The sequence below is a fragment of the Azospirillum melinis genome (assembly GCF_013340935.1).
GTDB lineage: Bacteria > Pseudomonadota > Alphaproteobacteria > Azospirillales > Azospirillaceae > Azospirillum > Azospirillum melinis.
Map to the genome: position 1 here is coordinate 209,301 of NZ_WHOS01000002.1, position 22,161 is coordinate 231,461.

Genomic DNA, 22,161 nt, shown 5'->3' on the forward strand with positions numbered 1-22,161 from the left:
GGCCCGCAAGGCCGGCGTCTTACGGTACGGCGACGAACTCCACCCAGTTCGGCTGCTTGCCGGCCGGATAGCGGGCGAGCGGGGTCAGCGCGCCGCTGCCGCCGTCGATGCGGTAGACGGTCATGCCGTCCGACCTCTCGCCCACCGCCGCCAGGAACCGGCCGGTCGGATCGATGTTGAAACCGCGCGGCTGCTCCTCCGTCGCCACGCTGGCAAGCGGGGTCAGCTGGCCGCTTTCCGGGTCGATCCGGAAGGAGCGGATGGTGCTGGTCCGCCGTTCGGAGATGTAGATGAAGCGGCCGTCCGGCGTCGTGTGGATGTCGGCGGCCCAGGGCTCGCCCTTGAAATCGGCCGGCAGGGACGGCAGGCGCTGCGTCTCCGTCAGCCTGCCGGTCGCGGGGTCGTAGGCGAACACCGCGACGGCGACGTCCAGCTCGTCCACCAGATAGAGGTGACGGCCGTCGGGATGGAAGACGATGTGGCGCGGACCGGATTTCGCCGGCAACGCCACCGACGGCGGATCGTTGTCGCTCAGGCTTCCGGTGGCCGCGTCGAAGCGGAACTGCACCAGCCGGTCGGATCCCAGGTTGGTGGCGAAGGCGAATCGGTTGTCGGGCGACGGCTGGATGGAATGGGCATTCTTGCCGGTCGCCACCACCTGCTGCGGCGGTCCAACCTTGCCGTCCGGCCCGATCGGGTTCACCGCCACTTTGTCGCCGCCGTAGGACGCGCTGAACAGGTACTTGCCGCTGCGGTCGGTGACGATGTTCGCCATGCTGTCGGCCAGCGGGCCGCTGCCGAGATGGTTCAGCTTGCCGGTCGCCGCGTCGATGGCGAAGATCTGAACCTGATAGGGCTGCGAGCGCACGCCGGCATAGAGGAAGCGCCGGTCGGGGCTGAGCGCCAGGGGGGTGGAGGAGCCGGGCTTGTCCACCCCGACAAAGGGCACCGTCCCCACCGGGGTCATGGCACCGCTGTTGCCGTCCAGCCGGAAGACGCTGATGTCGTTGCTGGCGGCGTTCGACACATAAGCAAAGCTGTCGGCCTGCGCAGGTACGGCTGCGACAAAGGCAGCGGAAGTCAGCAGCATCGCCAGCGCAATGCCGGTGCGGCGTCCCATGGTATCCTCCCTTGTGTGGATATATCCTCCCACCGCGGGCGCCGGTTGCTCCGGTCATCTCCGCGGCGGGGGCTTGGGGTTGGGCCGCCGGTCAGGTCACCGGCGCCGGGTTGAACAGGGTCAGTGCGTTGCGCAGCCCCCAATGGTCGGCCCAGGTCTGCTTGCGGCCGCTCGCCACCTCCAGGATCAGGCGGAACAGCTCCCAGCCCACATCCTCGATGGTGGCTTCCCCGGTGGCGATGCGGCCGGCATCGACGTCGATCAGGTCGTGCCAGCGCGAGGCCAGTTCGGTCCGCGTCGCCACCTTGATCACCGGCGCCATGGCCAGGCCGTAGGGGGTGCCGCGCCCCGTGGTGAACACCTCGATGTTGCAGCCCGACGCCAGTTGCAGCGTGCCGCAGATGAAGTCGCTGGCCGGCGTGGCGGCATAGAGCAGCCCCTTGCGCGTCGCCCGCTCGCCCGGCGACAGCACGCCGGCAATCGGGCTGGTGCCCGATTTGGCAATGGAGCCCAGCGCCTTCTCCACCACGTTGGCGAGGCCGCCCTTCTTGTTGCCGGGGGTCGGGTTGGCGCTGCGGTCGGCCGAACCGGTCTCCAGATAATCGTCATACCAACGCATCTCGCGGATCAGCGCCCGGCCGGTCTCCTCGTCGACGGCGCGCGGCGTCAGCAGATGGATGGCGTCGCGCACCTCCGTCACTTCGGAGAACATGACCGTCGCCCCGGCCCGCACCAGCAGGTCGGCGGCATAGCCCAGCGCCGGGTTGGCGGTCACGCCGGAAAAGGCGTCGCTGCCGCCGCATTGCAGCCCGACGACGAGGTCCGACGCCGGGCAGGTCTCGCGCCGCCGCTCGTTGAGCTGGGCCAGCCGGCGGTCGGCCATCTCCAGGATGGAGGCGACCATGTCGCCGAACCCCTGGTGACGCTCGTCCTGCAAGGTGACGACGCTCGGCTCGACCCCGGCCGGCAGCAGCCGTTCCGGCTGGAGCTTCTCGCAGCCGAGCCCGACCACCATCACCGCCCCGCCCAGGTTGGGGTTGCGGGCGAGGTTCTGCAGGGTGCGGATCGGCACCGCCGCGCCCGGCGCGTTGATCGCCACGCCGCAGCCGTAGGTGTGGTTGAGGGCGACAACATCATCGACGTTGGGGTATTTCGGCAGCAGTTCCTTCTTGATCCGCTCGATGGCGAAATCCATCACCCCGGCGACGCACTGCACGCTGATGCTGATGCCAAGCACATTCTTGGTGCCGACCGTCCCGTCGGGATTACGGTAGCCCTCGAACGTGTAGCCCTCCAGCGTCGGAGCGTCGGGCGGCACGGCGGTCGCCAGCGGCAACGTGTCCAGATCCGGCGCCTGCGGCAGGCGGACCAGCGATTCCTCGATCCAGGCGCCGCGGCGGACCGGTCGGGCAGCGGTGCCGATCACCTGCCCGTAGCGGACGATCGCCCCGCCCTCTTCCAAATCGGCCAGCGCCACCTTGTGCCCCTGCGGCACGAAGTCGGTCAGGACCAGCCCGCACTCGAACTCCGTCCCCGGCGGCAACCCGCCGGAATTCACCACGATGGCGACGTTGTCCTCGGGATGGACCAGGATGTAGAGAGGCTTCTGGGTCATGGCTTGCCCTGACTGTTTGGTCGGGTTTGAGGCGTTGCGGAGCAGCTTCACCGCACCAGGCACGGCCGCTTGTTGTCGAACGTCCAGCCGGGGATCAGGTACTGCATCGCCGTGGCGTCGTCGCGCGCGCCCAGCCCGTGCCGCTTGTAGAGGTCGTGCGCCTTCACCAGCTCGTCCATGTCGATCTCGACGCCCAGCCCCGGCTTCTGCGGCACGGCGACCAGACCGCCCTCGATCCGGAACGGCTCCTTCGTCAGGCGCTGGCCGTCCTGCCAGATCCAGTGGGTGTCGATGGCGGTGATCCGGCCCGGCGCCGCCGCGGCGACATGGGTGAACATCGCCAGCGAGATGTCGAAATGGTTGTTGGAGTGCGAGCCCCAGGTCAGCCCCCACTCGTGGCACATCTGGGCGACGCGGACGCTGCCCTGCATGGTCCAGAAATGCGGGTCGGCCAGCGGGATGTCGACCGACTGAAGCTGAATGGCGTGTCCCATCTGGCGCCAGTCGGTGGCGATCATGTTGGTGGCGGTCGGCAGGCCGGTGGCTCGGCGGAACTCCGCCATCGCCTCGCGCCCGGAGAAGCCCTGCTCGGCGCCGCAGGGGTCCTCGGCATAGGCCAGAACGTCGCCCTTCCCCTTGCACAGCCGGATCGCCTCCTCCAGCGACCACGCGCCGTTGGGATCGAGCGTGACGCGGGCCTGGGGGAAGCGCTTGGCCAGCGCCGTCACCGCCTCGATCTCCTCCTCGCCGCGCAGCACGCCGCCCTTCAGCTTGAAGTCGTTGAAACCGTAGCGGTCATGGACGGCCTCGGCCAGCCGCACCACCGCGTCGGGGGTCAGCGCCACCTCGTTGCGCAGGCGGAACCAGTCATTCCCGGCGTCCGGCTCGGCGCGGTAGCCCAGATCGGTCCTGTTGCGGTCGCCGACATAGAACAGGTAACCCAGCATCTCCACCGCGTCGCGCTGCTGGCCTTCTCCCAGCAAGGCCGCCACCGGCACCTCCAGGAACTGGCCCAGCAGGTCGAGCAGCGCAGCCTCCAGCGCCGTCACCGCATGGATGGTGATGCGCAGATCGAAGGTCTGCAAACCGCGCCCGCCGGAATCGCGGTCGGCGAAGCCACGGCGCACGCTGTTGAGGACGGCGTTCCAGGCGCCGACCGGCTGGCCGACCACCAGGGCGCGGGCATCCTCCAGCGTCTGGCGGATCCGCTCGCCGCCCGGCACCTCGCCGACGCCGGTATGGCCGGCGCTGTCCTTCAGGATCACCACGTTGCGGGTGAAGTGGGGCGCATGGGCGCCCGACAGGTTCAGCAGCATGCTGTCCTGACCGGCGACCGGCACGACCAGCATTTCGGTGACTTTGGGCGACGACATCTGAGTGGCCATGATGCGGTGTCTCGAAAGCGGGAAAAGGACGGATCAGGCGGCTTGCAGCAGCGCCTGGGTATAGCCGAGCGCGAAGGCGAAGAAGCGCTCGCGGTCGGGATCGACCTCGGAGAAGGGCACATGGTCGGGGCAGAGGATGCCCTGGTACCCGACCTCGCGGTAGGCGCGGATGCAGGCCGCCATGTCGACCGACCCCTCGTCCGGCATCGCCTCGCGGAAGTCGAGATAGCCGCCCTTGATGTTGCGGAAATGGACCATGAAGATACGATTCTGCGGGCCGAACTCGCGGATCGCCTCCAGCACCGTCTCGGTCGGATTGCGCGACATCTCGGCGATGGTGCCCTGGCAGAAGTTGAAGCCGAGCGACTTGCTCTCCGGCGCAAGGTTGATGAAGCGGCGAAGCCCGTCGAGCGAGCCCAGCACATGGTGGACGCCGTTCAGGCCCCCCGGCGGATAGGCCGGGTCGTGCGGGTGGCAGGCCAGCTTGACGCCGGCCTTCTCGGCGGTCGGCAGGATGGCCTCGACCAGATATTCGATGGCGCGCCAGCCGTCGGCCTCGCTGACGCCGCCGGCCTCGCTCGCCATCACCTGCCCGCAGGTCTCGGCGGTCCCCCGGGCGGCCAGCGGCGACGGCTTGGTCCCCGTCTCGTCCTCCGGCAGCACGGTGCCCCAGTAGGAGAAGCGGGCGTCGTTCTCCACCTTGTACTCGTCGGCGCGGAAAGTGCTGCACTTCATGCCGCCGCGGCCGTCGACCACGCCGGTGCGGGTGATGCCGACCATGGCGACCGTGTATTTCACCGTGTCGACCCCGCCGTCGGCGGCGGCGCGGATGTTATGGCGCAGCCGCTCCGCGGTGGCCGCCGCCTTCTCCGGCTCCCGCAGGCTGTCGAGCAGGATGGAGCCGACGTCCAGCGCCAGACAGTCCAGCGTCAGGCCATGGCCCTCCACCCACTTGCGCTGGTCGGCGACCTTGCGGCCGTCCCACAGCCCGGCCTCGACGTCGTCGCCGGCCATCACCGGCGCGTTCGGCCGGCTGTCGATGACGATGCCCCGGGCGCCGAGCTGGGCGGACAGGCGCAGGCGCTTGTCGGTGGGGTTGATGAGCTGTTCGCCGATATACATGGGGGAAGACCCTTTGCCGAACCGTTCGACGTGGAATTGGACAGGGGGCGGGAACCCCACCCCGCCGGTCGTTACTTCTTCAGTTCCATCCGCTTGATCTCGCCGACGACGACGAGATAGCTGACCGCCGCGATCAGGGCGTTGGCGCCGACGAAGACCAGGGCGCCGTTGAAGGAGCCGGAGCTCTGGATGATGTAGCCGATGACGATCGGCGTCGAGATCGACGACAGGTTGCCGCACATGTTGAACACGCCGCCGCTGAGCCCGGTGATCTCCTTTGGCGCGCAGTCCGACATCACGGCCCAGCCGAGAGCGCCGATGCCCTTGCCGAAGAAGGCCAACGCCATCAGCGACACCACGACCCACTGAAGGTCGGTGTAGTTGCAGGCGATCATCGCCATCGACATCAGCATGCCCAGCACGATCGGCGTCTTCCGCGCCGCGGTCAGGGAATAGCCCCGGCGCAGCATGGCGTCCGACATCACGCCGCCCAGGATGCCGCCGACGAAGCCGCAGATCGCCGGGATCGAGGCGATGAAGCCGGCGTTCAGGATCGACATGCCGCGGGCCTGGACCAGATAGACCGGGAACCACGTGATGAAGAAGTAGGTGATGGCGTTGATGCAGAACTGGCCGAGGAAGATGCCGACCATCATGCGGCTGGCGAAGAGCTGGCGGATGTAATCCCACTTCGCTCCGCTCTCGGCCGAAGCCGCTTTCTTCTGGCCGTCGTCCATGTTGATCAGGCCGCCGCCGGCCGCGATGTGGTCCAGCTCCGCCTGATTGATGCGGGGATGGTCCTTCGGCGCGTAGACGGTCTTCATCCACACGCTGGCCATGACGATGCCGAGGCCGCCCATCACACCGAACACCCAGTGCCAGCCGAAGGAATGGGTCAGCCAGCCCATCAGCGGCGCAAAGATCACGGTCGCGAAATACTGGGCGGAGTTGAAGATGGCCGACGCGGTCGCCCGTTCCTGGCCGGGGAACCACGCAGCGACGACGCGGCTGTTGCCGGGGAAGGACGGCGCCTCCGCCAGACCGACGGCGAAGCGCAGCGCGAACAGCATGGCGACCGCCGTCCCTCCGGCCAGGAAGCCGATGCTGCCCTGCATCAGGGTGAAGACCGACCAGATGAAGATGCTGAGCGCATAGACGATCTTCGACCCGTAGCGGTCGAGCAGCCAGCCGCCCGGCAGCTGGCCCAGCACATAGGCCCAGCCGAAGGCGGAGAAGATGAAGCCCATCTCGGCGGCGCTGATTCCCAGCTCCTTCGAGATCACCGGACCGGTGATGGAGAGGGTCGCCCGGTCGGCGTAATTGATGACCGTGACGAGGAACAGCATCGCGAGGATGAGATAGCGGACGTTGGTCCGCTTGGCGGTCTGGCCGGCGGCGCTTTGATTTACGGCGGCTGCCGCGGCATAGGCGCCGGGTTCGGAACGGGTGGTGGCGGCGGTGCTCTCGATCGTCATGAGATTTCCTCCCTCAAGCCATGAGGGCGGGCAGACGCGGCAGTCCGTTGCCGGACCCGCTCTGCGAATCCGGCTTTCTGGCTGCACCTTGTGTCCGGCGTCGGGAACTGAAGCCCGGCGCCTGCCCGTCCGGCTTTGGCGTTTCGCCGTGGTTTGATTGGCCGTCGTTTGATTGGCCCTGGCCTATCGGCCGGGACTTACTGGGGTCCCAGCGCCTCGATCAGGGCACGCAGTTCCTCGACCTCGGCGGGGGTGCAGTCGATCAGCGGCGCGCGCACCGGGCCGGCGGGACGGCCAACGATGGCGGCGCCCGCCTTGACGATGCTGACGGCATAGCCGGCCTTGCGGTTGCGGATCGCCAGATAGGGCAGGAAGAACTGGTCGAGCAGCCGGTCGGTGGTGGCGGTGTCGCCGGCGGCGACCGCCTTATAGAACTCCATCGCCGTGCGCGGGATGAAGTTGAAGACAGCCGACGAATAGACCGGAACGCCGATGGCGCGATAGGCCGCGGCGTAGACCTCAGCGGTCGGCAGGCCGCCCAGATAGCTGAAGCGGTCGCCCATTTTGCGACGGATGGTCGTCATCAGCTCGATGTCGCCCAGCCCGTCTTTGAAGCCGATCAGGTTGGGGCAGCGCTCCGCCAGCGTCGCCAACCGGTCGGCGCCCAGCTTGCAGGTGGCGCGGTTGTAGATGATGACGCCGATGCCGACCGACTTGCAGATCGCCTCGACATGGGCGGCGACGCCCTCCTGGTCGGCTTCCGTCAGGTAATGCGGCAGCACCAGGATGCCGGCAGCCCCGGCCTTCTCGGCCGCCTGCGCCATCTCCACCGCGATGCGGGTGGAATAGCCGACGCCGGCAATGATCGGCACCTCCTTGCCGCAGACCTCGACGGCCAGCGACACGATGCTCCTGTGCTCGTCGGGCGTCAGCGAGAACAGCTCGCCGGTGCCGCCGGCGGCGAACAGGGCCGACGCGCCGTAGGGCTTCAGCCATTCCAGGCGGCGGGCATAGCCACCCGGCTCGAAGGTGCCGTCGGCGGTAAAATCGGTCAGCGGGAACGACAGGAGACCTTCGCTGACGACGGCCTTCAGGGCTTGCGGTTCCATCGGGAGCATCCTTGGAAAACGGTGGAGACACGATCCGCAGAGGAAAAGCTGCGGGCATGATGGTTTTTGGACGATGGCCTGTTCAGAGGATCCGGGCCGGGTTCGCGGCGATCCGTCCGACACCGTCGTCATCGGATGACAGGACGATTACCATCATATCAGTCATCATACAAGTGGTTTGATGCGGACAAAGGCAATCCGCCTCCCCACCAATCCCGACATGGCGAAAGCCGGTCCACAAAGCAAAAGGGACGCGGCCGGTGGTCCGGCAGCGTCCCCTGATCCCGCAAACCCGGAACGGGCGGACGTTCAGCCCGTCGCGGCGGTTGCCTTGAAGTCGCCGCCGGCGCGCAGCCGGTCGCGGCTGCCATTCAGATGCAGGCGGATGGCGGCACGGGCGCCCTCCGGGTCCTGGCGCTCGATGGCGGAATAGATGGTCTGGTGTTCGTCGTTGATCCGCCGCAGGTATTGACGGCGGGAATCGCCTTCCAGATGGCCGTAACGCACGCGGGCGCGCGGGATCAGCAGCGATCCGAGATACGAGAACAGGGCCAGGAAATGCTTGTTTCCGGTCGCCGCGGCGATGGCGCTGTGAAAGGCCAGATCGGCGTCGATGGCATCCTCGCCCGCCTCCACCGCCGCCGTCATCGTGTCCAGCGCCTCGCGCATGCGGGCCAGTTGGGCGTCGTCGCGGCGGATGGCGGCGAGATAGGCCGCTTCCGATTCCAGGCTGATGCGGACCTCCAGCACCGAGATCGCCTCGTTCACCGCCTCCAGCGTCGATTCCTCGATGCGGAAGGGCAGGATCGCGGCGTCGCGCAGGACGAAGGCCCCCAACCCCTGCCGGGTGGAAACCATGCCGACCGCCTTCAAGTTGGCGATCGCCTCGCGCACCACGGTGCGGCTGACACCGAATTCGTCGATCAGGTCTTGTTCGCTCGGCAGCCGGTCGCCACTCTTGAATTGTCCGCTGGAGATCCGTTCGGCCAGGGCATCCACCAGTTGCTTCGCCAGCGGGTCCCGGCGCCTGCGCGCTGTCATCACCATCCTCACCCAAACCCGGTTCCGGGACGGACCGCCCGTCACCACTCCATGTCCAGAGTTAACACCCACAAAACCTATACGACAATAGACAAGCCGGCCTGCCGGCCCGTGGGAAGGCGACACATTGGGGGCCACTCAGCACCACCCCACTTGTATGATGACTGATGTCATGATAGATCGCCTCTCCAACAAATGTCCGGCCGCTCTTGTCGGCGGACGCCCCTCCCCTGGCGTTCCGCCTTTGAAGGAGACCCCAAGATGACCATCACCGGCGAGATGCTGATCGGCGCCAAGGCCCACCGCGGCGGCCAGGGCGAATTCCGCGCCGTCGACCCCGCCACCGGCGAGGCGCTGGATCCCGCCTTCGGTGGCGGCGGTGCCGCCGAGGTCGAGCGCGCCTGCGCGCTGGCATGGGCCGCCTTCGACGCCTTCCGCGAGACCGGCCTGGAGCAGCGCGCCGCTTTCCTGGAAACGGTCGCCCAGAACATCCTCGACATCGGCGACGCGCTGATCGCCCGTGCCATGGCCGAGAGCGGCCTGCCGCGCGCCCGGCTGGAGGGCGAGCGTGGCCGCACCGTCGGCCAGCTCCGCCTGTTCGCCCAGGTGGTGCGGGAGGGAAGCTGGGTTGAGGCCCGGATCGACCCGGCCATGCCGGCGCGCACCCCGCTGCCGCGTGCCGACATCCGCCAGCGCCACATCGCGCTGGGGCCGGTTGCGGTGTTCGGCGCCTCCAACTTCCCGCTCGCCTTCTCGGTGGCCGGCGGCGACACCGCGTCCGCCTTCGCCGCCGGCTGCCCGGTGGTGGTCAAGGGCCACGGCGCCCATCCCGGCACCTCGGAACTGGTCGGCCGCGCCATCCAGGCGGCGGTGGCATCCTGCGGCCTGCCGGAGGGGGTCTTCTCCCTGCTGTTCGGCACCGGCAACGAGATCGGCACGGCGCTGGTCGCCGATCCGCGCATCAAGGCGGTGGGCTTCACCGGCTCGCGCCGCGGCGGGCTGGCACTGATGGGGGTGGCGGCCAGGCGGCCGGAACCGATCCCGGTCTATGCCGAGATGAGCAGCATCAACCCGGTCTTCCTGATGCCGGCGGCGCTAGCATCGAAGGCCGAGGCATTGGGCAAGGCGTTTGTGGCGTCGCTGACCATGGGGGCCGGGCAGTTCTGCACCAACCCCGGCATCCTGCTGGCGGTGGACGGGCCGGACCTCGACCGCTTCGTCGCCGCGGCGGTGGAGGCCCTCGGCGGCAGCGCCGCCTCGACCATGCTGACGCCGGGCATCCATGCCGCCTTCGACAGCGGTGTCGCCAAGCTGGCCGACAGCGGCGAGGTGGCGACGCTGGCGCGTGGCTTGGCGTGCAGCGGGCCGAACCAGGCGCAGGCGGCTTTCTTCACCACGACGGCGGACGCCTTCCTGGCCGATCCTGAGTTGCAGGAGGAGGTGTTCGGCGCCGCCTCGCTGCTGATCCGCTGCCCGGACGTGGCGGCGATGACGGCGGTGGCGGAAAGGCTGGAAGGCCAGCTGACGGCGACCTTGCAGATGGATGGGGCGGACAAGGCGGCGGTGGCCGGGCTGATCCCGACGCTGGAGCGCAAGGCCGGGCGCATCCTGGCGAACGGCTGGCCGACGGGGGTGGAGGTCTGCCACGCGATGGTGCATGGCGGCCCGTTCCCGGCGACCTCCGACCCGCGCAGCACCTCGGTCGGCACGCTGGCGATCCGCCGTTTCCTCCGCCCGGTCTGCTACCAGGACATCCCGGCCGACCTGCTTCCGGAAGCCCTGCGCGACGGCAACCCGCTTGGGCTGTGGCGCCGGGTCGATGGGGAATTGGGACAGGAGTGACCGTCTGTCGGGACGGGGGGGCAGTGGCAAATCAGCCCCTGCCCCGCCGCTCCATCGCGGCGCGCAACAGGGCGGCGAAGCGGAAGGGCGCGTGCAGGGACTTGCTGTAGGGCAGCGTCGCGAACCAGCCGAGGACGAGGCCCAAATGGACCAGCAGCAGCGGTCCCATCGCCGCCGTCTCGCGCAGAGCCAGCAGCCCCAGGCCGCTGACCGCCACCAGAAACAGCAGCGCCAGCAGGGAACAATCAGCACCGGTCAGGCTCGCCGCCACGGGTGCGGGATCGGCGTGCAGCTTTAATGAAGCCAGCCCTGCCGTGCCGATCACCATGCCGACCCCGCCAAGGCTGCCGAACAGGACCGGCAGGCTTGTCAGCGGATAAGGCGCCGGCCATCCCAGCAGATGGTCATAAACGGTCGCCACGCAGGTCGAGGCGAAGCAAAGCGTCACCCCATAGAACAGCGCATGATGAAAGCGGCGACGCGCCTGGGAAAAGCCTTCATCCCGGTCGTTGCAGCCGACCCCGCCGCCGCCGAGATTGCGCAAGGTGGCGGCGTCGGACAGGGCATCGCGCAGCGCCGGCAACCGCGGCGCGCCGGCCGGCGCCGGTCCCATGCCGCGCCAGAAGGATGCGACGCTGAAGCCGATGGCGAGCAGCGACCACAGCATCACCACCCCGGCGACACCGGCGATAACCCGCCACGGCACCAGCCGGTAGAAGGCGCCGGGGCCCGACTGTCGCCCAAAGAGCATCTCCGGCGGAACCAACAGCAGGGCCGGAACGACCACGAGGGCGACCGCCGACAGGACGATGGAAGCCATGACGGCAACCGCGGGCCAGCCCACATGGGGCAATCGTCCCCTGAGCAGCGGGGGCCAGACATGGTCGCGGTAGGACTGCTGCCGGACCAGACTCAGGCTTTTCGGCAGGTTGAGGTCGAAGGCGTGGGGCGGCGCGTATTGGCAGGCATGATAGCAGGACCGGCAGTTGTGGCAGAGGTTGGACAGGAAGGTCAGATCCTGCGCCGACACCAATCGCCGCGATTTGAGCGCAGGGAAGACGGCGCAGTAGCCGTCGCAGAACTGGCAGGCGTTGCAGATGTCCAGCGCCCGGCGGGCCTCCGCCGCAATCCGCTGCGTATCGTCAGCGCAGGGCATGAGCTGCGGCCTCCCGACCGGCGATGCGGCCGAACACGGCGCCGATGGTCATGGCGCTCCCCGCCAGATAGCCCGTTCCCAGGATGTTGGGCGCCATGATGACTCCGGCGGCATGGACTCCGTCGATGGCCGTCCCGTCCGGCCGCAGCACACGTGCCCGTCCGTCGACCCGCACCCCAAGGCAGGTGGAGGTGACACCGGCCCGAACCGGGTAGGCGCCGAAGGGCGGAACCGTGATCGGCGCGGCCAGCCGGGTTTTCGGCGGATGGACGCCCGCCGTCGTGCCGCCACCGGCGACCGTGGCATTGAGGGCGGCATTGAAGGCCGCCACCGTGGATCCCAGCGCCGGCGGGCCGATGCCCAGAGCCGAGGCCAGCCCGCCGACGCTGTCCGCCTGGATCGCCGGGAAAATGGAGGGCCGGAACCGCTCGGCAATGGCGGAATCGAAGACCGAAAAGGCGACGGCACCGGGGCAGCGGGCCACCAGTTCGCCCCAGGCCGTGTAGCGCGATGGCCCGACGACCGCACCTTCGTCGGCGAAACGCCGGCCGTCCCGGTCCACGACGATGCCATGGGGAAGCCCATCCAGCCGCGTGACGATGCCGCCGTCGAACGGCGGAGCGCGGCCATCCACCGCCACCATATGGCAGCGGTCCGCCGCCCCCACCGGGTCCGCCCCGTCCTCCAGCAGTGCCTTCAGCGGGACGCCCGTCGCATGCGGGGTGCCGCGGATCGTGAATTCACCGGCAGCCCCACCCCATTGCTGCCGCAGCCAGCCGAGATCGGCCTGGAACCCGCCGGAGGCGACGACGAGCGCTCTTGCCCGGACGGCGATGCCCGCATCGCCGACGATGACGGCCGGTGGCCCGTCCCGCCGATGCAGGGCGCGCACGGCGCTGCCGTAGCGGACGACGACGCCCAGCGCTTCCGCCGTGGCGTAGAGCGCATTGATCAGGGCTTTCCCCCCGCCCAGGAAGAAGGCGGTCTTGCGGGAATAGGGCAGGACCTCGTCGGTGCCGCGGTGAAACCGCACGCCGTTGCCGACCAGCCAATCGACGATGTCGGCACTGGCGTCGATGAACAGGCGTGCCAGCCCGTCATCTACGGAATTTACGGCAGCCCCGGCCATCCGTTGCAGGTCGGCATGGTAATCGTCGGCCGGATAGCACCCCCGCACCCACGGTGTCGGTGCGCCGTGCATGACCCGCATGTTGCGGGAGTGGCGGGCGTTCCCTCCGCGCAGCGACTTGGATGCGGCCTCCAGCAGCAGGACAGATGCACCGGCCCGGCGGGCCGCGATTGCGGCGCAGAGCGCCGCGTTGCCGCCGCCCACCACCAGAACATCGCAGTCGCACGAAACACGGGTCATCGATCCGTCGCAACAGAAGGCGGTCCGCCCCCGGTCTGCCGGACGAAGCCTGGAAAGCATGGCTTTAGCGCCGGACGGCATCGCGGGGGAAGAGGCGGCACCTGCGACACAGCGCAGCGGTCACCGGAAGGCGCCTATGTCCCGATCTTCCGGCCAGTCCCCCTTACCGAAAGGATCGTCGATCCGCGCTGTCCACTGCGCTTCGGAAAACTGTCCGATTGGTGCGGAACGGCGGGGGCAGTCGGGCTAGCCCGACCACGGCATGGAACCTGACGGTGAACGGGTGCTTGTAGCGATGGGGTGACACGCAGATGGCCACCCCCACCAACGTCCGCCGCACCGGGTTCGGGCTCCGCCTGAATCCCGCCGACGACCGACCCGTGCAGCTTTGCGTCTGCCGGGGCGGACAAGTCAGGGAGACGCAAGTCATGGATCGACGCCGCCCCCTCCAATCGGCCGCTCCGGCGGCGTGACGGGGGTCCTGAGACGTGCCGGGTGTCTTCAGTCCCACCGCCAACATCCTGACCAAACTGGTGCTCTACACCCTGCTGGCGGGACTGGTCACGCTGGTCGGCGGCGCTTGGTTCTTTCCCAACACCACCTATGCAACGCGGGTCGGCATCGTGCAGCCGCAGCCGGTGCCCTTCAGCCACGAACATCATGTCGGCGGGCTGGGACTGGACTGCCGTTATTGCCATACGTCGGTGGAGGTATCGGCGAATGCCGGCCTGCCGCCGACCCACACCTGCATGACCTGCCATTCGCAGATCTGGACCAATGCGGAGCTGCTGGCCCCCGTGCGCCAGAGCCTTGCCACCGGAACGCCGATCCGCTGGAACCGGGTCAATGCGCTGCCCGACTACGTCTTCTTCAACCACAGCATCCATGTCGCCAAGGGTGTGGCCTGCACCACCTGCCACGGGCCGGTGGACAGCATGCCCCTGACCTGGAAGGGAGCGAGCCTGCGGATGAGCTGGTGCCTCGACTGCCATCGCGATCCGGCCCCGAACCTGCGCCCGAAGGAGGCGGTCTTCGACACCGACTGGAAACGGACCGCAACAACCCCATCCGGCGAACAGCTGATGGCCCGCTATCACATCCATCCCGAAACCCTGTCCGACTGCTCGGTGTGCCACCGATGACGGCTCGGGAGGAATTGGGGCGGGAGGAGCTGGCCCGGCACATCGAAGACCGGCTGACCGGGAAGAGCGGCCGGGCGCTGTGGCGCAGCCTGGATGAGCTGTCGCGGGAACCGTCCGTGCTGGAGATGCTGCGCGCCGAGTTTCCCGGCCTGCCGGATTTGGCCGACGCGCGGGTCGGTCGCCGCCGGCTGCTGGAACTGATGGGCGCCTCCTTCGCCCTGGCCGGGCTGTCGGGCTGCGGACCGGGAGAGGCGTCGGAGACGGCAATCCCCTATGTGACGATGCCGGCCGGGCTGGTGCCCGGCGTCGCCCGCCATTTCGCCACGGCGGTCACCCGTGGCGGCTATGCCGACGGCGTGCTGGCGATCCATCAGATGGGGCGCCCGGTCCAGCTGGAGGGCAATCCCGACCATCCCGCCAGTCTGGGCGCTCTCGATCCGATCGTTCAGGCCAGCATCCTCGATCTGTACGATCCCGACCGCTCACGGACCGTGCTGAAAGCCGGCCGGACGGCGAGCACCAACGGGATGGTCAAGGCGCTGGTCGACCGCCTGCCCGCTCTGGCGGCGCTTGGCGGCGGCGGGCTGCGTCTGCTGACCGGCACCGTCACCTCCCCCACGCTGGCCCGGCAGATCGGGGCGCTGAAGCAGCGTTTTCCGGCGATGCAGTGGCACCGTTGGGAGGCCGACGGGCGTGATATGGTGCGGGCCGGGGCGGTTCTGGCCTACGGCCGGCCGGTGGATACCGTGCTGCACCTCGACAGGGCAAAGGTGATCCTAGCGGTGGAGAGTGATTTCCTCGACAGCGCGCCTGGGCACCTGCGCTACGCCCGCGACTTCGCCCGCCGCCGCCGTGCGGCGGAGGACGGACAGCCGGAGGAGATGAGCCGCCTCTATGCGGTGGAAAGCTCGCCCACCCTTGCCGGTGCCCGCGCCGACCACCGTTTCGCGGTTCGTCCGGACGAGGTGGAGGCGGTGGTGCGTGCGCTGGCCGCCGAGCTTGGCGCCGGGCCGGCGGAGTGGCGGCAGGGTGCTCCCGGCTGGCTGGCTGCCGCCGCCCGCGACCTGTCCGCCAACATTGGCGCGGCGTTGGTCCATGCCGGGCCGGCACAGCCGCCTGCCGTCCATGCGCTGGTGCACGCCATCAACGATGCTGTGGGCGCACCCGGACAGACGGTCAGTCGCATCGAGCCGGTGGAAGCCGATCCGGTCGACCATGCCCAATCGGTCGGAGGGTTAGTCGCCGATATGGCGGCCGGCAAGGTCGACACGCTGCTGATCCTGGACGCCAACCCGGTTTTCACCGCGCCCGCCGACCTCGACTTTGCCGGCGCGTTGGGAAAGGTGCCGCTGTCCGTTCATCTCGGCGCCGCGGTGGACGAGACAGCCATGCTCTGCACATGGCATGTGCCGGAGGCGCATGAACTGGAGCGCTGGGGCGATGCACGGGCCTTCGACGGCACGGTCACCATCCAGCAGCCGCAGGTCAGGCCGCTGTGGGGCGGCTGGTCGCCGCAGGAACTGCTGGCGGTCCTCGACGGAGAGACGCGGCCCGACGGTTACGCCATCGTCCGGCAGAGCTGGATGGAACTCTTCCAAAGCAAGGGCAATGCGGAGGGTCTGTGGGCAGAGGCCCTGCGCATGGGCGTGGTACCGGACAGTGCCGCTCCGCCGGCTTCCGTTTCGCTGTTGCCCGGCTTGGCGGACCGCCTGCCCCCGGCGCCGGCACAGCCAAAGGGCACGCTGACCGCCCTGTTCCGGCCGGACCCGTGGCTGCGCGACGGGCGCTACGCCAATCTCGGCTGGCTACAGGAACTGCCGCGGCCCTTCACCACCCTGACCTGGGACAATGCCCTGCTGATCGCACCGGCGACCGCGCAGCGGCTGGACCTCAAGAACGAGGATGTGGTGGAAGTGAATACCGCCAACGGTCGGCTTCGGGCGCCGGTCTGGCTGCTTCCCGGCCATGCCCCGGACTGCATCACCCTGCCCTTCGGCTTCGGGCGCCGGATCGTCGGCCGGGTCGGTCGCGATGTCGGATTCGACGCCTTCCGGCTGCGGACCCTGGGCAATCCGTGGCAGTTGCCGGGAGTGGAACTGCGCAAGACGGGGGAAAGCCTCCGCTTGGCCGCCACCCAACACCACCAGATGATCGACTCCCCCGACGTGGTTCGCCACGCCACGCTGGACGAGTTCCGCCGGGATCCGGGTTTCGCCAAGTGCAAGGAACCGGAACAGTCGCTCTATCCGGATTACGAATATCCGCGGAACGCCTGGGGCATGGCGATCAACCTGAATGCCTGCATCGGCTGCAACGCCTGTACCGCTGCCTGCCAGGGCGAGAACAACATCGCGGTGGTCGGCAAGGAGGAGGTGCTGCGGAATCGCCAGATGCACTGGATCCGCATCGACACCTGGTATGAGGGCAAGGCGGAGGCTCCGGATCAGACCCTTTTCCAGCCGATGACCTGCATGCATTGCGAGAATGCGCCCTGCGAGGTGGTCTGCCCGGTCGCCGCCACCATGCATGACGCCGACGGGCTGAACGTGATGGTCTACAACCGCTGTGTCGGCACCCGCTTCTGCTCCAACAACTGCCCGTACAAGGTCCGGCGTTTCAACTACTTCAACTATTCCGGCGACGACAACCGGCTGTCGATGTCCTGGAACCCCGACGTCTCGGTCCGGGCCCGCGGTGTCATGGAGAAATGCACCTACTGCATCCAGCGCATCCGCAACGCCCGCATCATCGCAGACCGCGAGAACCGGCCGATCCGCGACGGAGAGGTGAAGACCGCCTGCCAGCAGGCCTGCCCGGCCGAGGCCATCGTCTTCGGCGATCTGAACGACCCGGACAGTGCGGTCAGCCGGCGCAAGGCGAGCCCGCTCGACTATGGCGTTCTGAGCGAACTGAACACCCGGCCACGGACGACCTACGAAGCGCGGCTGCGCAACCCTAATCCCGAGATTGGGGAGGTGTGAACCGGTGAGCGCAATGCCCGAGACCGAACGGAACCTGACACGGGTGGTGGAACCGGGGGTGACCGCCCCGGCTGTGACCGCGCATGTCAGCGACCTCGTGCTGGAACGCCGCACGCCGCTGTGGTGGTGGGTCGGCTTCGGGCTGTCGTTCGGGCTGTTCGTCCTGTTCCTGGTTGCGGTCGGCTGGCTGTTCATCCGCGGTATCGGCATCTGGGGCATCGACTGGCCGATCGCCTGGGGCTTCGCCATCGGCAATTATGTCTGGTGGGTCGGCATGGCGAGCGGCGGGACGCTGATCTCCGCCCTGTTCTTCCTGACCCGGTCGGAGTGGCGCAGCGCCACCAGCCGCATCGCCGAAACCATGACGGTGTTCTGCGTCGCCTGCGCCGGGATCATGCCGGTCATCCATCTCGGGCGCTGGTGGTATTTCTACTGGCTGTTCCCCTATCCCAACACGATGGTTCTGTGGCCGCAGTTCCGCAGCCCGCTGCATTGGGATTTCGTCGCCATCCTGGTCTATGTCGCCGGGTCGCTGCTGTTCTGGTATGTCGGATTGCTCCCCGATTTCGCCACCCTGCGCGACCGCGCGCGGCGGCGCTGGCAACGGGTGCTGTACGGGTTGCTGGCGCTGGGCTGGCAGGGGTCGTCGCAGCACTGGCGCCAGTTCAGGATGCTGTACGGGCTGTTCGCAGCATTGATGGCGCCGCTGGTCTGCTCCATCCACAGCATCGTCGGGCTGGATTTCGCCGGCGGCCTGACGCCGGGCTGGCACGAAACGCAGTTTCCGCCCTATTTCGTCTTCGGCGCGGCATTGTCCGGCTTTGCCGTGGTGCTGATGCTGGTCATTCCGCTGCGCCGGGCGCTGGAACTGACCGGGGTCATCACACAGCGCCACATCGACGTGCTGGCGCGGCTGATGCTGACCGCCAGCCTGCTGCTGTCCTACTGCTACCTGATCGAGATCTTTATGCCCTTCTACCGGGGGGAGGAGCGCGAGATCACCGTGGCGATGTCGCTGCTCGGCGGATATTACGCCCCCTGGTATTGGGCGAAGATCGTCCTGAACAGCATCGTCCCGCAGATCCTGTGGGTCCGGTCGGTGCGGTTGAACCGGCCGCTGCTGTTCCTCGTGGCGCTGGGTGTGGTGATCGGCATGTGGATCGAGCGCTACGTCATCGTCGTCGGCAGCCTGCACCGGAATCACTCGGAATCGAGCTGGTTCGTCTTCATACCGACGGTCTGGGACTGGGCGACGCTGGCCGGCTCTGTGGGGCTGTTCCTGACCGGCTTCTTCCTGGCGCTGCGCTTCATCCCGATGGTGTCGATGTTCGAGCTGCGCGAACTCCTTCGCAAGAAGCAGACGGAGGGCGGGCGATGAGCGTGCAGCGCGGCACCGGCCACAGCCTGCGCGGCAGGATGGCCGCCTTCGACGACCCGGACGCGATGCTGGACGCCCTGCGCCGTCTGCGGCGGGCAGGGTTCTCTCGGCTGGAGGTCTACAGCCCCTATGCGGTGGAGGGGGTGGACGAGTTGCTGGACCGCAGGCCGCGGGCGCTGCCGCTGATCGTCGTGGCAGCCGGGCTGCTGGGGGCCGTCGGCGGGTTCTTCCTGCAATATTGGGGAATGGTGCTGAGCTATCCGCTGAACATCGGCGGACGGCCGCTGAACAGCTGGCCGGCCTTCGGCCCCAGCACCTTCGAACTGGCGGCGCTGGCCATCCTGCTGGCGGGCTTCCTGGCCTTCTGCAAATTCTGCCGGCTGCCGCGCCTCTACGATCCGATCTTCGATGCGCCGGGGTTCGAACTGGCCTCGCAGGACCGGTTCCTTATCTGGATCGCCGAACGGGAGGGGCGGGACGACGGCGAGCTTTTGCAACGGCTGCTACCCGAGGGCGAGGGTGTGCGGATCGACGAGGTGCCGGCATGAGATGGCTGTCTCCTCTCGTCTTCCTGCTGTGCGGGGTGTCGCTGCTGACGGCCTGCGACAATATGGCGAAGCAGCCGCGCGACAAGACCTGGACGCCGGCCAATGGCAATTCGGCCAATGCCGAACCGGACCGGAAGATCTGGCCGCCGCAGCCGGCACCGAACGCCATTGCACGCGAAGACCGTCCCCAGCCGCCGCCGGCGCTGACGCCGGCCCTGCTGGCCCGCGGCAAGGAGCGCTACGAGATCTATTGCACGCCCTGCCATGGCTATCTCGGCGACGGAGACGGCATGATCGTCCGGCGCGGCTTTCCGCAGCCGCCCTCCTTCCACGACGAGGCGCTGCGCAATGCCCCGACCCGGCATTTCTACGAGGTCGCCACCAATGGCTGGGGGGCGATGTATTCCTATGCCGACCGCGTCAGGTCGGACGACCGCTGGGCCATCGCCGCCTATATCCGGGCCTTGCAGACCAGTCAGAACACCGCCGCGGCCGAGTTGCCGGAGACGGTGCGGGGGACGTTGCGATGAGCCGCCGTCCGCTGATCGCCGCCTTCGGCGCGGCATTGATCGGGGGAGCGATCTGCGCCGTTGGAGCACTGACGGATCCGCAGGCGGTGCTGCGCGGCTGGCTGGCTTCCTTCGCCTTCTGGATCGGGCTGCCGCTCGGCGCCATGATGCTGCTGTTCGCCCATGATTTGACCGGCGGACGCTGGGGAGCAGCAGCCGTGCCGGCCCTGCGGGCCATGGTGGCTTTCCTGCCGCCGATGCTTCTGCTGCTGGTGCCGGTGCTGGCCCTGCTGCCGGAGCTGTATCCCTGGGCGCGGGCGGCCGAAGCCGCGCATCTGAAGAACCGCTTCTACCTGAACGCTCCCTTCTTCTACGGACGGACGGCGGTCTATGCCATGGTCTGGCTAGGGCTGGCCCTGGCGATTCTGCTGCGGCAGGAACGAGCGCGCAATCCGCTGGCGGCGCCCGGGCTGATCCTGTTGGGGCTGACCGTCACCTTCGCATCCTTCGACTGGTTCATGTCGATCGAGCCGGATTGGGGCTCCAGCATCTACGGGATGATGATCGTCGGCGGCCAGCTTCTGGGCGCCCTGGCGCTGGCGACATTGGCCGCCGTGCTGGGTGGACGGACGGATGCCGGGCAGCGCCACGACCTGAGCAGCCTGCTGACCACCGCCATCCTGCTGTGGTTCTACCTGTCTTTCATGCAGTTCCTGATCGTCTGGCAGGAGAACCTGCCGCAGGAGATCACGTGGTACGTCGCCCGCCTGTCCGGCGGCTGGGGCTGGGCCGCGGCGTTGGGTGCGCTGGCGCAAGGGGCTTTGCCCTTCGCAGCCCTGATCTGGTGGCCGGTGAAGCGCAGCCGGGGCGGGTTGGCCGCCGTCTGCCTGCTGCTGCTGGCGGCGCATCTGCTGGAATGCTGGTGGCTGATCCTGCCGGGGCTGGCCGGCGGCTTCACCTGGTATGCCCCGGCAGCCGCGCTGGCGATGGGCGGGGCGTGCATGACGGTGCTTCTTTGGCGGCTCTCCACCCGGCCGGCCACGCGGCCCGTCGGCCGGCTGGCGGAGGAGGTCGGCCATGGATAAGGCCACGCGTATCGGCCGGTCCGGCGTTGCGGGTGCTGCCGCGGCACTGCTGTTCGGATGGCTGCGGCAAGGTCGCGCCCGGAGACCGAAGCATAAGCCGCAGCAGGAAGGCAGCAACCCGGACACGCGGTTCGAGGCGCGGGACACCCCACCCTGGCTGTTCCCGGTGCTGGGCGGGTTGGCGGCAGGCCTGATCGTGGCGGTCGTGGTGTCGTTGCTGCTGATTTTCCCCAACGCAGCCAGGGACGAGAACCATGCGCTGACGACGCCGATGCCGGAGCCGCGCCTGCAAACCGATCCCGTCGCCGACCTCAAGCGCTACAAGGCACAGGCGATGGAACGGCTGACCGGCTATGGCTGGGCCGACCGCGCGCATGGCATCGCCCACATCCCTATTAACGAAGCGATGCGCCGTGTTGCCGAGCACGGCATCGCCGACTGGCCGGCCGATGCAAGGCGGGGGGCGCAGCGATGACAAGGTTCGCAATGGCTGCCCTGCTGTTCCTGTTGTCGATTCCCACCGCCGGCGCGCAGGCCTCTCCCGCCACCCTGCTGCCGGGAAGCTTCACCGAGTTCGCTTTCGATCAGCGCCCGGGAGCACAACTGCCGCGTGACGTCAGGCTGCGTGACGAGGCTGGTCATGCGGTCACGACCGCCTCCCTGTTCGACAGGGGCAAGCCGCTGGTCCTGGTCTTCGATTATTTCCGCTGCACGACGCTGTGCGGGGTGGTGCTGGGCGATCTGGCGGCGGCGCTGGCGCAGGTGCCGCTGACACCGGGCAAGGACTATGCGGTGATGGCGGTCAGCTTCGATCCCGACGACAGCCCGGCCGACGCCGCGGCGCTGAAGGCCAGGCATTTCGAACGCGATCCGGCGCTGGCCGGTGCCATTCACGCGTTGGTGAGCGATGCCACTGATCGGGGGCGCGAGGTGCGCCGCCTCGCCGATGCCGCCGGCTTCCACTACCGCCTCGACGAGACGACGGGGCAGTATGCCCACCCGGCGGGCGTGGTGCTGGTGTCGCCGGGAGGGACGGTTTCCCGCTACATCCTGGGGGTGGGCTACGACCCGACCGATCTGCGGCTGGGACTGGTCGATGCCTCCAGGGGAGCCGTCGGATCGGTGGCCGACCATCTGCTGCTGCTCTGCTACGGCTATGACGCTGCGCAGGGCCGCTACAACGCCGAGGTGGGCCGGCTGATCCAGGCGACCGGGGTTCTGTCGGTGCTGGCACTCGGGCTGCTGGTCTGGCGCGCCGCGCGCCGGCCGGGACGGGGGTGAGGG

18 protein-coding genes are annotated in these 22,161 nt (G+C 68.5%); 9 read left to right on the forward strand and 9 right to left on the reverse strand.

Annotated elements, in window-relative coordinates:
• Positions 1 to 19: 19 nt before the first annotated feature.
• The 7 genes from GBZ48_RS02615 to GBZ48_RS02645 form a co-directional block, all read right to left on the reverse strand.
• A complete protein-coding gene (locus tag GBZ48_RS02615) occupies positions 20 to 1,120 on the reverse strand; it encodes a lactonase family protein (protein ID WP_174469579.1) in 1,101 nt (366 codons plus the stop codon).
• 91 nt (positions 1,121 to 1,211) lie between these two features.
• Positions 1,212 to 2,735: a galactarate dehydratase gene (gene garD / locus GBZ48_RS02620; protein WP_174469580.1), complete on the reverse strand. Its 1,524-nt coding sequence runs from the start codon at positions 2,733 to 2,735 to the stop codon at positions 1,212 to 1,214.
• A 47-nt stretch (positions 2,736 to 2,782) separates the two neighbouring features.
• On the reverse strand, positions 2,783 to 4,120 hold the full coding sequence (gene gudD / locus GBZ48_RS02625; protein ID WP_174469581.1) for a glucarate dehydratase: 1,338 nt from the start codon (positions 4,118 to 4,120) through the stop codon (positions 2,783 to 2,785).
• A 33-nt stretch (positions 4,121 to 4,153) separates the two neighbouring features.
• Entirely contained in the window at positions 4,154 to 5,242 is a 1,089-nt protein-coding gene (locus GBZ48_RS02630; protein ID WP_174469582.1) for a mannonate dehydratase, read from the reverse strand.
• 71 nt (positions 5,243 to 5,313) lie between these two features.
• A complete protein-coding gene (locus GBZ48_RS02635; protein ID WP_211105600.1) occupies positions 5,314 to 6,717 on the reverse strand; it encodes an MFS transporter in 1,404 nt (467 codons plus the stop codon).
• A 197-nt stretch (positions 6,718 to 6,914) separates the two neighbouring features.
• Positions 6,915 to 7,826, reverse strand: a complete 912-nt coding sequence (kdgD, locus tag GBZ48_RS02640) for a 5-dehydro-4-deoxyglucarate dehydratase (RefSeq protein ID WP_174469583.1) — start codon at positions 7,824 to 7,826, stop codon at positions 6,915 to 6,917.
• A 309-nt stretch (positions 7,827 to 8,135) separates the two neighbouring features.
• Positions 8,136 to 8,867, reverse strand: coding sequence for a FadR/GntR family transcriptional regulator (locus GBZ48_RS02645; protein ID WP_174469584.1), 732 nt, complete (start codon positions 8,865 to 8,867; stop codon positions 8,136 to 8,138).
• 261 nt (positions 8,868 to 9,128) lie between these two features.
• On the opposite strand from GBZ48_RS02645, the gene GBZ48_RS02650 reads away from it, so the two are divergent.
• Positions 9,129 to 10,709 carry an aldehyde dehydrogenase (NADP(+)) gene (locus tag GBZ48_RS02650; protein WP_174469585.1) on the forward strand — a complete coding sequence of 527 codons (1,581 nt, stop codon included), beginning with the start codon at positions 9,129 to 9,131 and terminating at the stop codon, positions 10,707 to 10,709.
• 31 nt (positions 10,710 to 10,740) lie between these two features.
• On the opposite strand, the gene tcuB is transcribed toward GBZ48_RS02650, so the two are convergent.
• Positions 10,741 to 11,865, reverse strand: coding sequence for a tricarballylate utilization 4Fe-4S protein TcuB (tcuB, locus tag GBZ48_RS02655; protein ID WP_174469586.1), 1,125 nt, complete (start codon positions 11,863 to 11,865; stop codon positions 10,741 to 10,743).
• The gene (gene tcuA / locus GBZ48_RS02660) at positions 11,852 to 13,234 is read right to left on the reverse strand and encodes an FAD-dependent tricarballylate dehydrogenase TcuA (RefSeq protein ID WP_174469587.1); all 1,383 of its coding nucleotides are present in this window, start codon (positions 13,232 to 13,234) and stop codon (positions 11,852 to 11,854) included. Before tcuA ends, tcuB begins: the two co-directional genes overlap by 14 nt.
• Before the next feature lie 488 nt (positions 13,235 to 13,722).
• Between tcuA and GBZ48_RS02665 the strand changes: the two genes are divergently transcribed.
• Genes GBZ48_RS02665 through GBZ48_RS02700 form a run of 8 tightly spaced genes read left to right on the forward strand, consistent with a single transcriptional unit; the run spans position 13,723 to position 22,158 of the window.
• Positions 13,723 to 14,376 carry a cytochrome c3 family protein gene (locus GBZ48_RS02665; protein ID WP_174469588.1) on the forward strand — a complete coding sequence of 218 codons (654 nt, stop codon included), beginning with the start codon at positions 13,723 to 13,725 and terminating at the stop codon, positions 14,374 to 14,376.
• Positions 14,373 to 17,357, forward strand: a complete 2,985-nt coding sequence (locus tag GBZ48_RS02670) for a TAT-variant-translocated molybdopterin oxidoreductase (RefSeq protein ID WP_174469589.1) — start codon at positions 14,373 to 14,375, stop codon at positions 17,355 to 17,357. The genes GBZ48_RS02665 and GBZ48_RS02670 overlap by 4 nt, the downstream gene beginning before the upstream one ends.
• Before the next feature lie 13 nt (positions 17,358 to 17,370).
• On the forward strand, positions 17,371 to 18,735 hold the full coding sequence (gene nrfD, locus GBZ48_RS02675) for an NrfD/PsrC family molybdoenzyme membrane anchor subunit (protein ID WP_174469696.1): 1,365 nt from the start codon (positions 17,371 to 17,373) through the stop codon (positions 18,733 to 18,735).
• Positions 18,732 to 19,283 (forward strand): DUF3341 domain-containing protein, encoded by a 552-nt coding sequence (locus tag GBZ48_RS02680; protein ID WP_174469590.1) that lies wholly within the window; start codon positions 18,732 to 18,734, stop codon positions 19,281 to 19,283. The genes nrfD and GBZ48_RS02680 overlap by 4 nt, the downstream gene beginning before the upstream one ends.
• Complete coding sequence (locus tag GBZ48_RS02685; RefSeq protein ID WP_174469591.1) at positions 19,280 to 19,813, forward strand: c-type cytochrome; 534 nt, start codon at positions 19,280 to 19,282, stop codon at positions 19,811 to 19,813. The genes GBZ48_RS02680 and GBZ48_RS02685 overlap by 4 nt, the downstream gene beginning before the upstream one ends.
• Positions 19,810 to 20,877, forward strand: coding sequence for a hypothetical protein (locus GBZ48_RS02690; protein WP_174469592.1), 1,068 nt, complete (start codon positions 19,810 to 19,812; stop codon positions 20,875 to 20,877). Before GBZ48_RS02685 ends, GBZ48_RS02690 begins: the two co-directional genes overlap by 4 nt.
• A complete protein-coding gene (locus GBZ48_RS02695; RefSeq protein WP_174469593.1) occupies positions 20,870 to 21,352 on the forward strand; it encodes a hypothetical protein in 483 nt (160 codons plus the stop codon). Before GBZ48_RS02690 ends, GBZ48_RS02695 begins: the two co-directional genes overlap by 8 nt.
• Positions 21,349 to 22,158 carry an SCO family protein gene (locus tag GBZ48_RS02700; protein WP_174469594.1) on the forward strand — a complete coding sequence of 270 codons (810 nt, stop codon included), beginning with the start codon at positions 21,349 to 21,351 and terminating at the stop codon, positions 22,156 to 22,158. The genes GBZ48_RS02695 and GBZ48_RS02700 overlap by 4 nt, the downstream gene beginning before the upstream one ends.
• Positions 22,159 to 22,161: the final 3 nt, after the last annotated feature.

Bases quoted from the DNA above. Each gene is read 5' to 3' on its own strand.
- GBZ48_RS02615 (WP_174469579.1), bottom strand. From the start codon at position 1,120: ATGGGACGCCGCACCGGCATTGCGCTGGCGATGCTGCTGACTTCCGCT.
- garD (WP_174469580.1), bottom strand. From the start codon at position 2,735: ATGACCCAGAAGCCTCTCTACATCCTGGTCCATCCCGAGGACAACGTC.
- gudD (WP_174469581.1), bottom strand. From the start codon at position 4,120: ATGGCCACTCAGATGTCGTCGCCCAAAGTCACCGAAATGCTGGTCGTG.
- GBZ48_RS02630 (WP_174469582.1), bottom strand. From the start codon at position 5,242: ATGTATATCGGCGAACAGCTCATCAACCCCACCGACAAGCGCCTGCGC.
- GBZ48_RS02635 (WP_211105600.1), bottom strand. From the start codon at position 6,717: ATGACGATCGAGAGCACCGCCGCCACCACCCGTTCCGAACCCGGCGCC.
- kdgD (WP_174469583.1), bottom strand. From the start codon at position 7,826: ATGGAACCGCAAGCCCTGAAGGCCGTCGTCAGCGAAGGTCTCCTGTCG.
- GBZ48_RS02645 (WP_174469584.1), bottom strand. From the start codon at position 8,867: ATGACAGCGCGCAGGCGCCGGGACCCGCTGGCGAAGCAACTGGTGGAT.
- GBZ48_RS02650 (WP_174469585.1), top strand. From the start codon at position 9,129: ATGACCATCACCGGCGAGATGCTGATCGGCGCCAAGGCCCACCGCGGC.
- tcuB (WP_174469586.1), bottom strand. From the start codon at position 11,865: ATGCCCTGCGCTGACGATACGCAGCGGATTGCGGCGGAGGCCCGCCGG.
- tcuA (WP_174469587.1), bottom strand. From the start codon at position 13,234: ATGACCCGTGTTTCGTGCGACTGCGATGTTCTGGTGGTGGGCGGCGGC.
- GBZ48_RS02670 (WP_174469589.1), top strand. From the start codon at position 14,373: ATGACGGCTCGGGAGGAATTGGGGCGGGAGGAGCTGGCCCGGCACATC.
- nrfD (WP_174469696.1), top strand. From the start codon at position 17,371: ATGCCCGAGACCGAACGGAACCTGACACGGGTGGTGGAACCGGGGGTG.
- GBZ48_RS02680 (WP_174469590.1), top strand. From the start codon at position 18,732: ATGAGCGTGCAGCGCGGCACCGGCCACAGCCTGCGCGGCAGGATGGCC.
- GBZ48_RS02685 (WP_174469591.1), top strand. From the start codon at position 19,280: ATGAGATGGCTGTCTCCTCTCGTCTTCCTGCTGTGCGGGGTGTCGCTG.
- GBZ48_RS02690 (WP_174469592.1), top strand. From the start codon at position 19,810: ATGAGCCGCCGTCCGCTGATCGCCGCCTTCGGCGCGGCATTGATCGGG.
- GBZ48_RS02695 (WP_174469593.1), top strand. From the start codon at position 20,870: ATGGATAAGGCCACGCGTATCGGCCGGTCCGGCGTTGCGGGTGCTGCC.
- GBZ48_RS02700 (WP_174469594.1), top strand. From the start codon at position 21,349: ATGACAAGGTTCGCAATGGCTGCCCTGCTGTTCCTGTTGTCGATTCCC.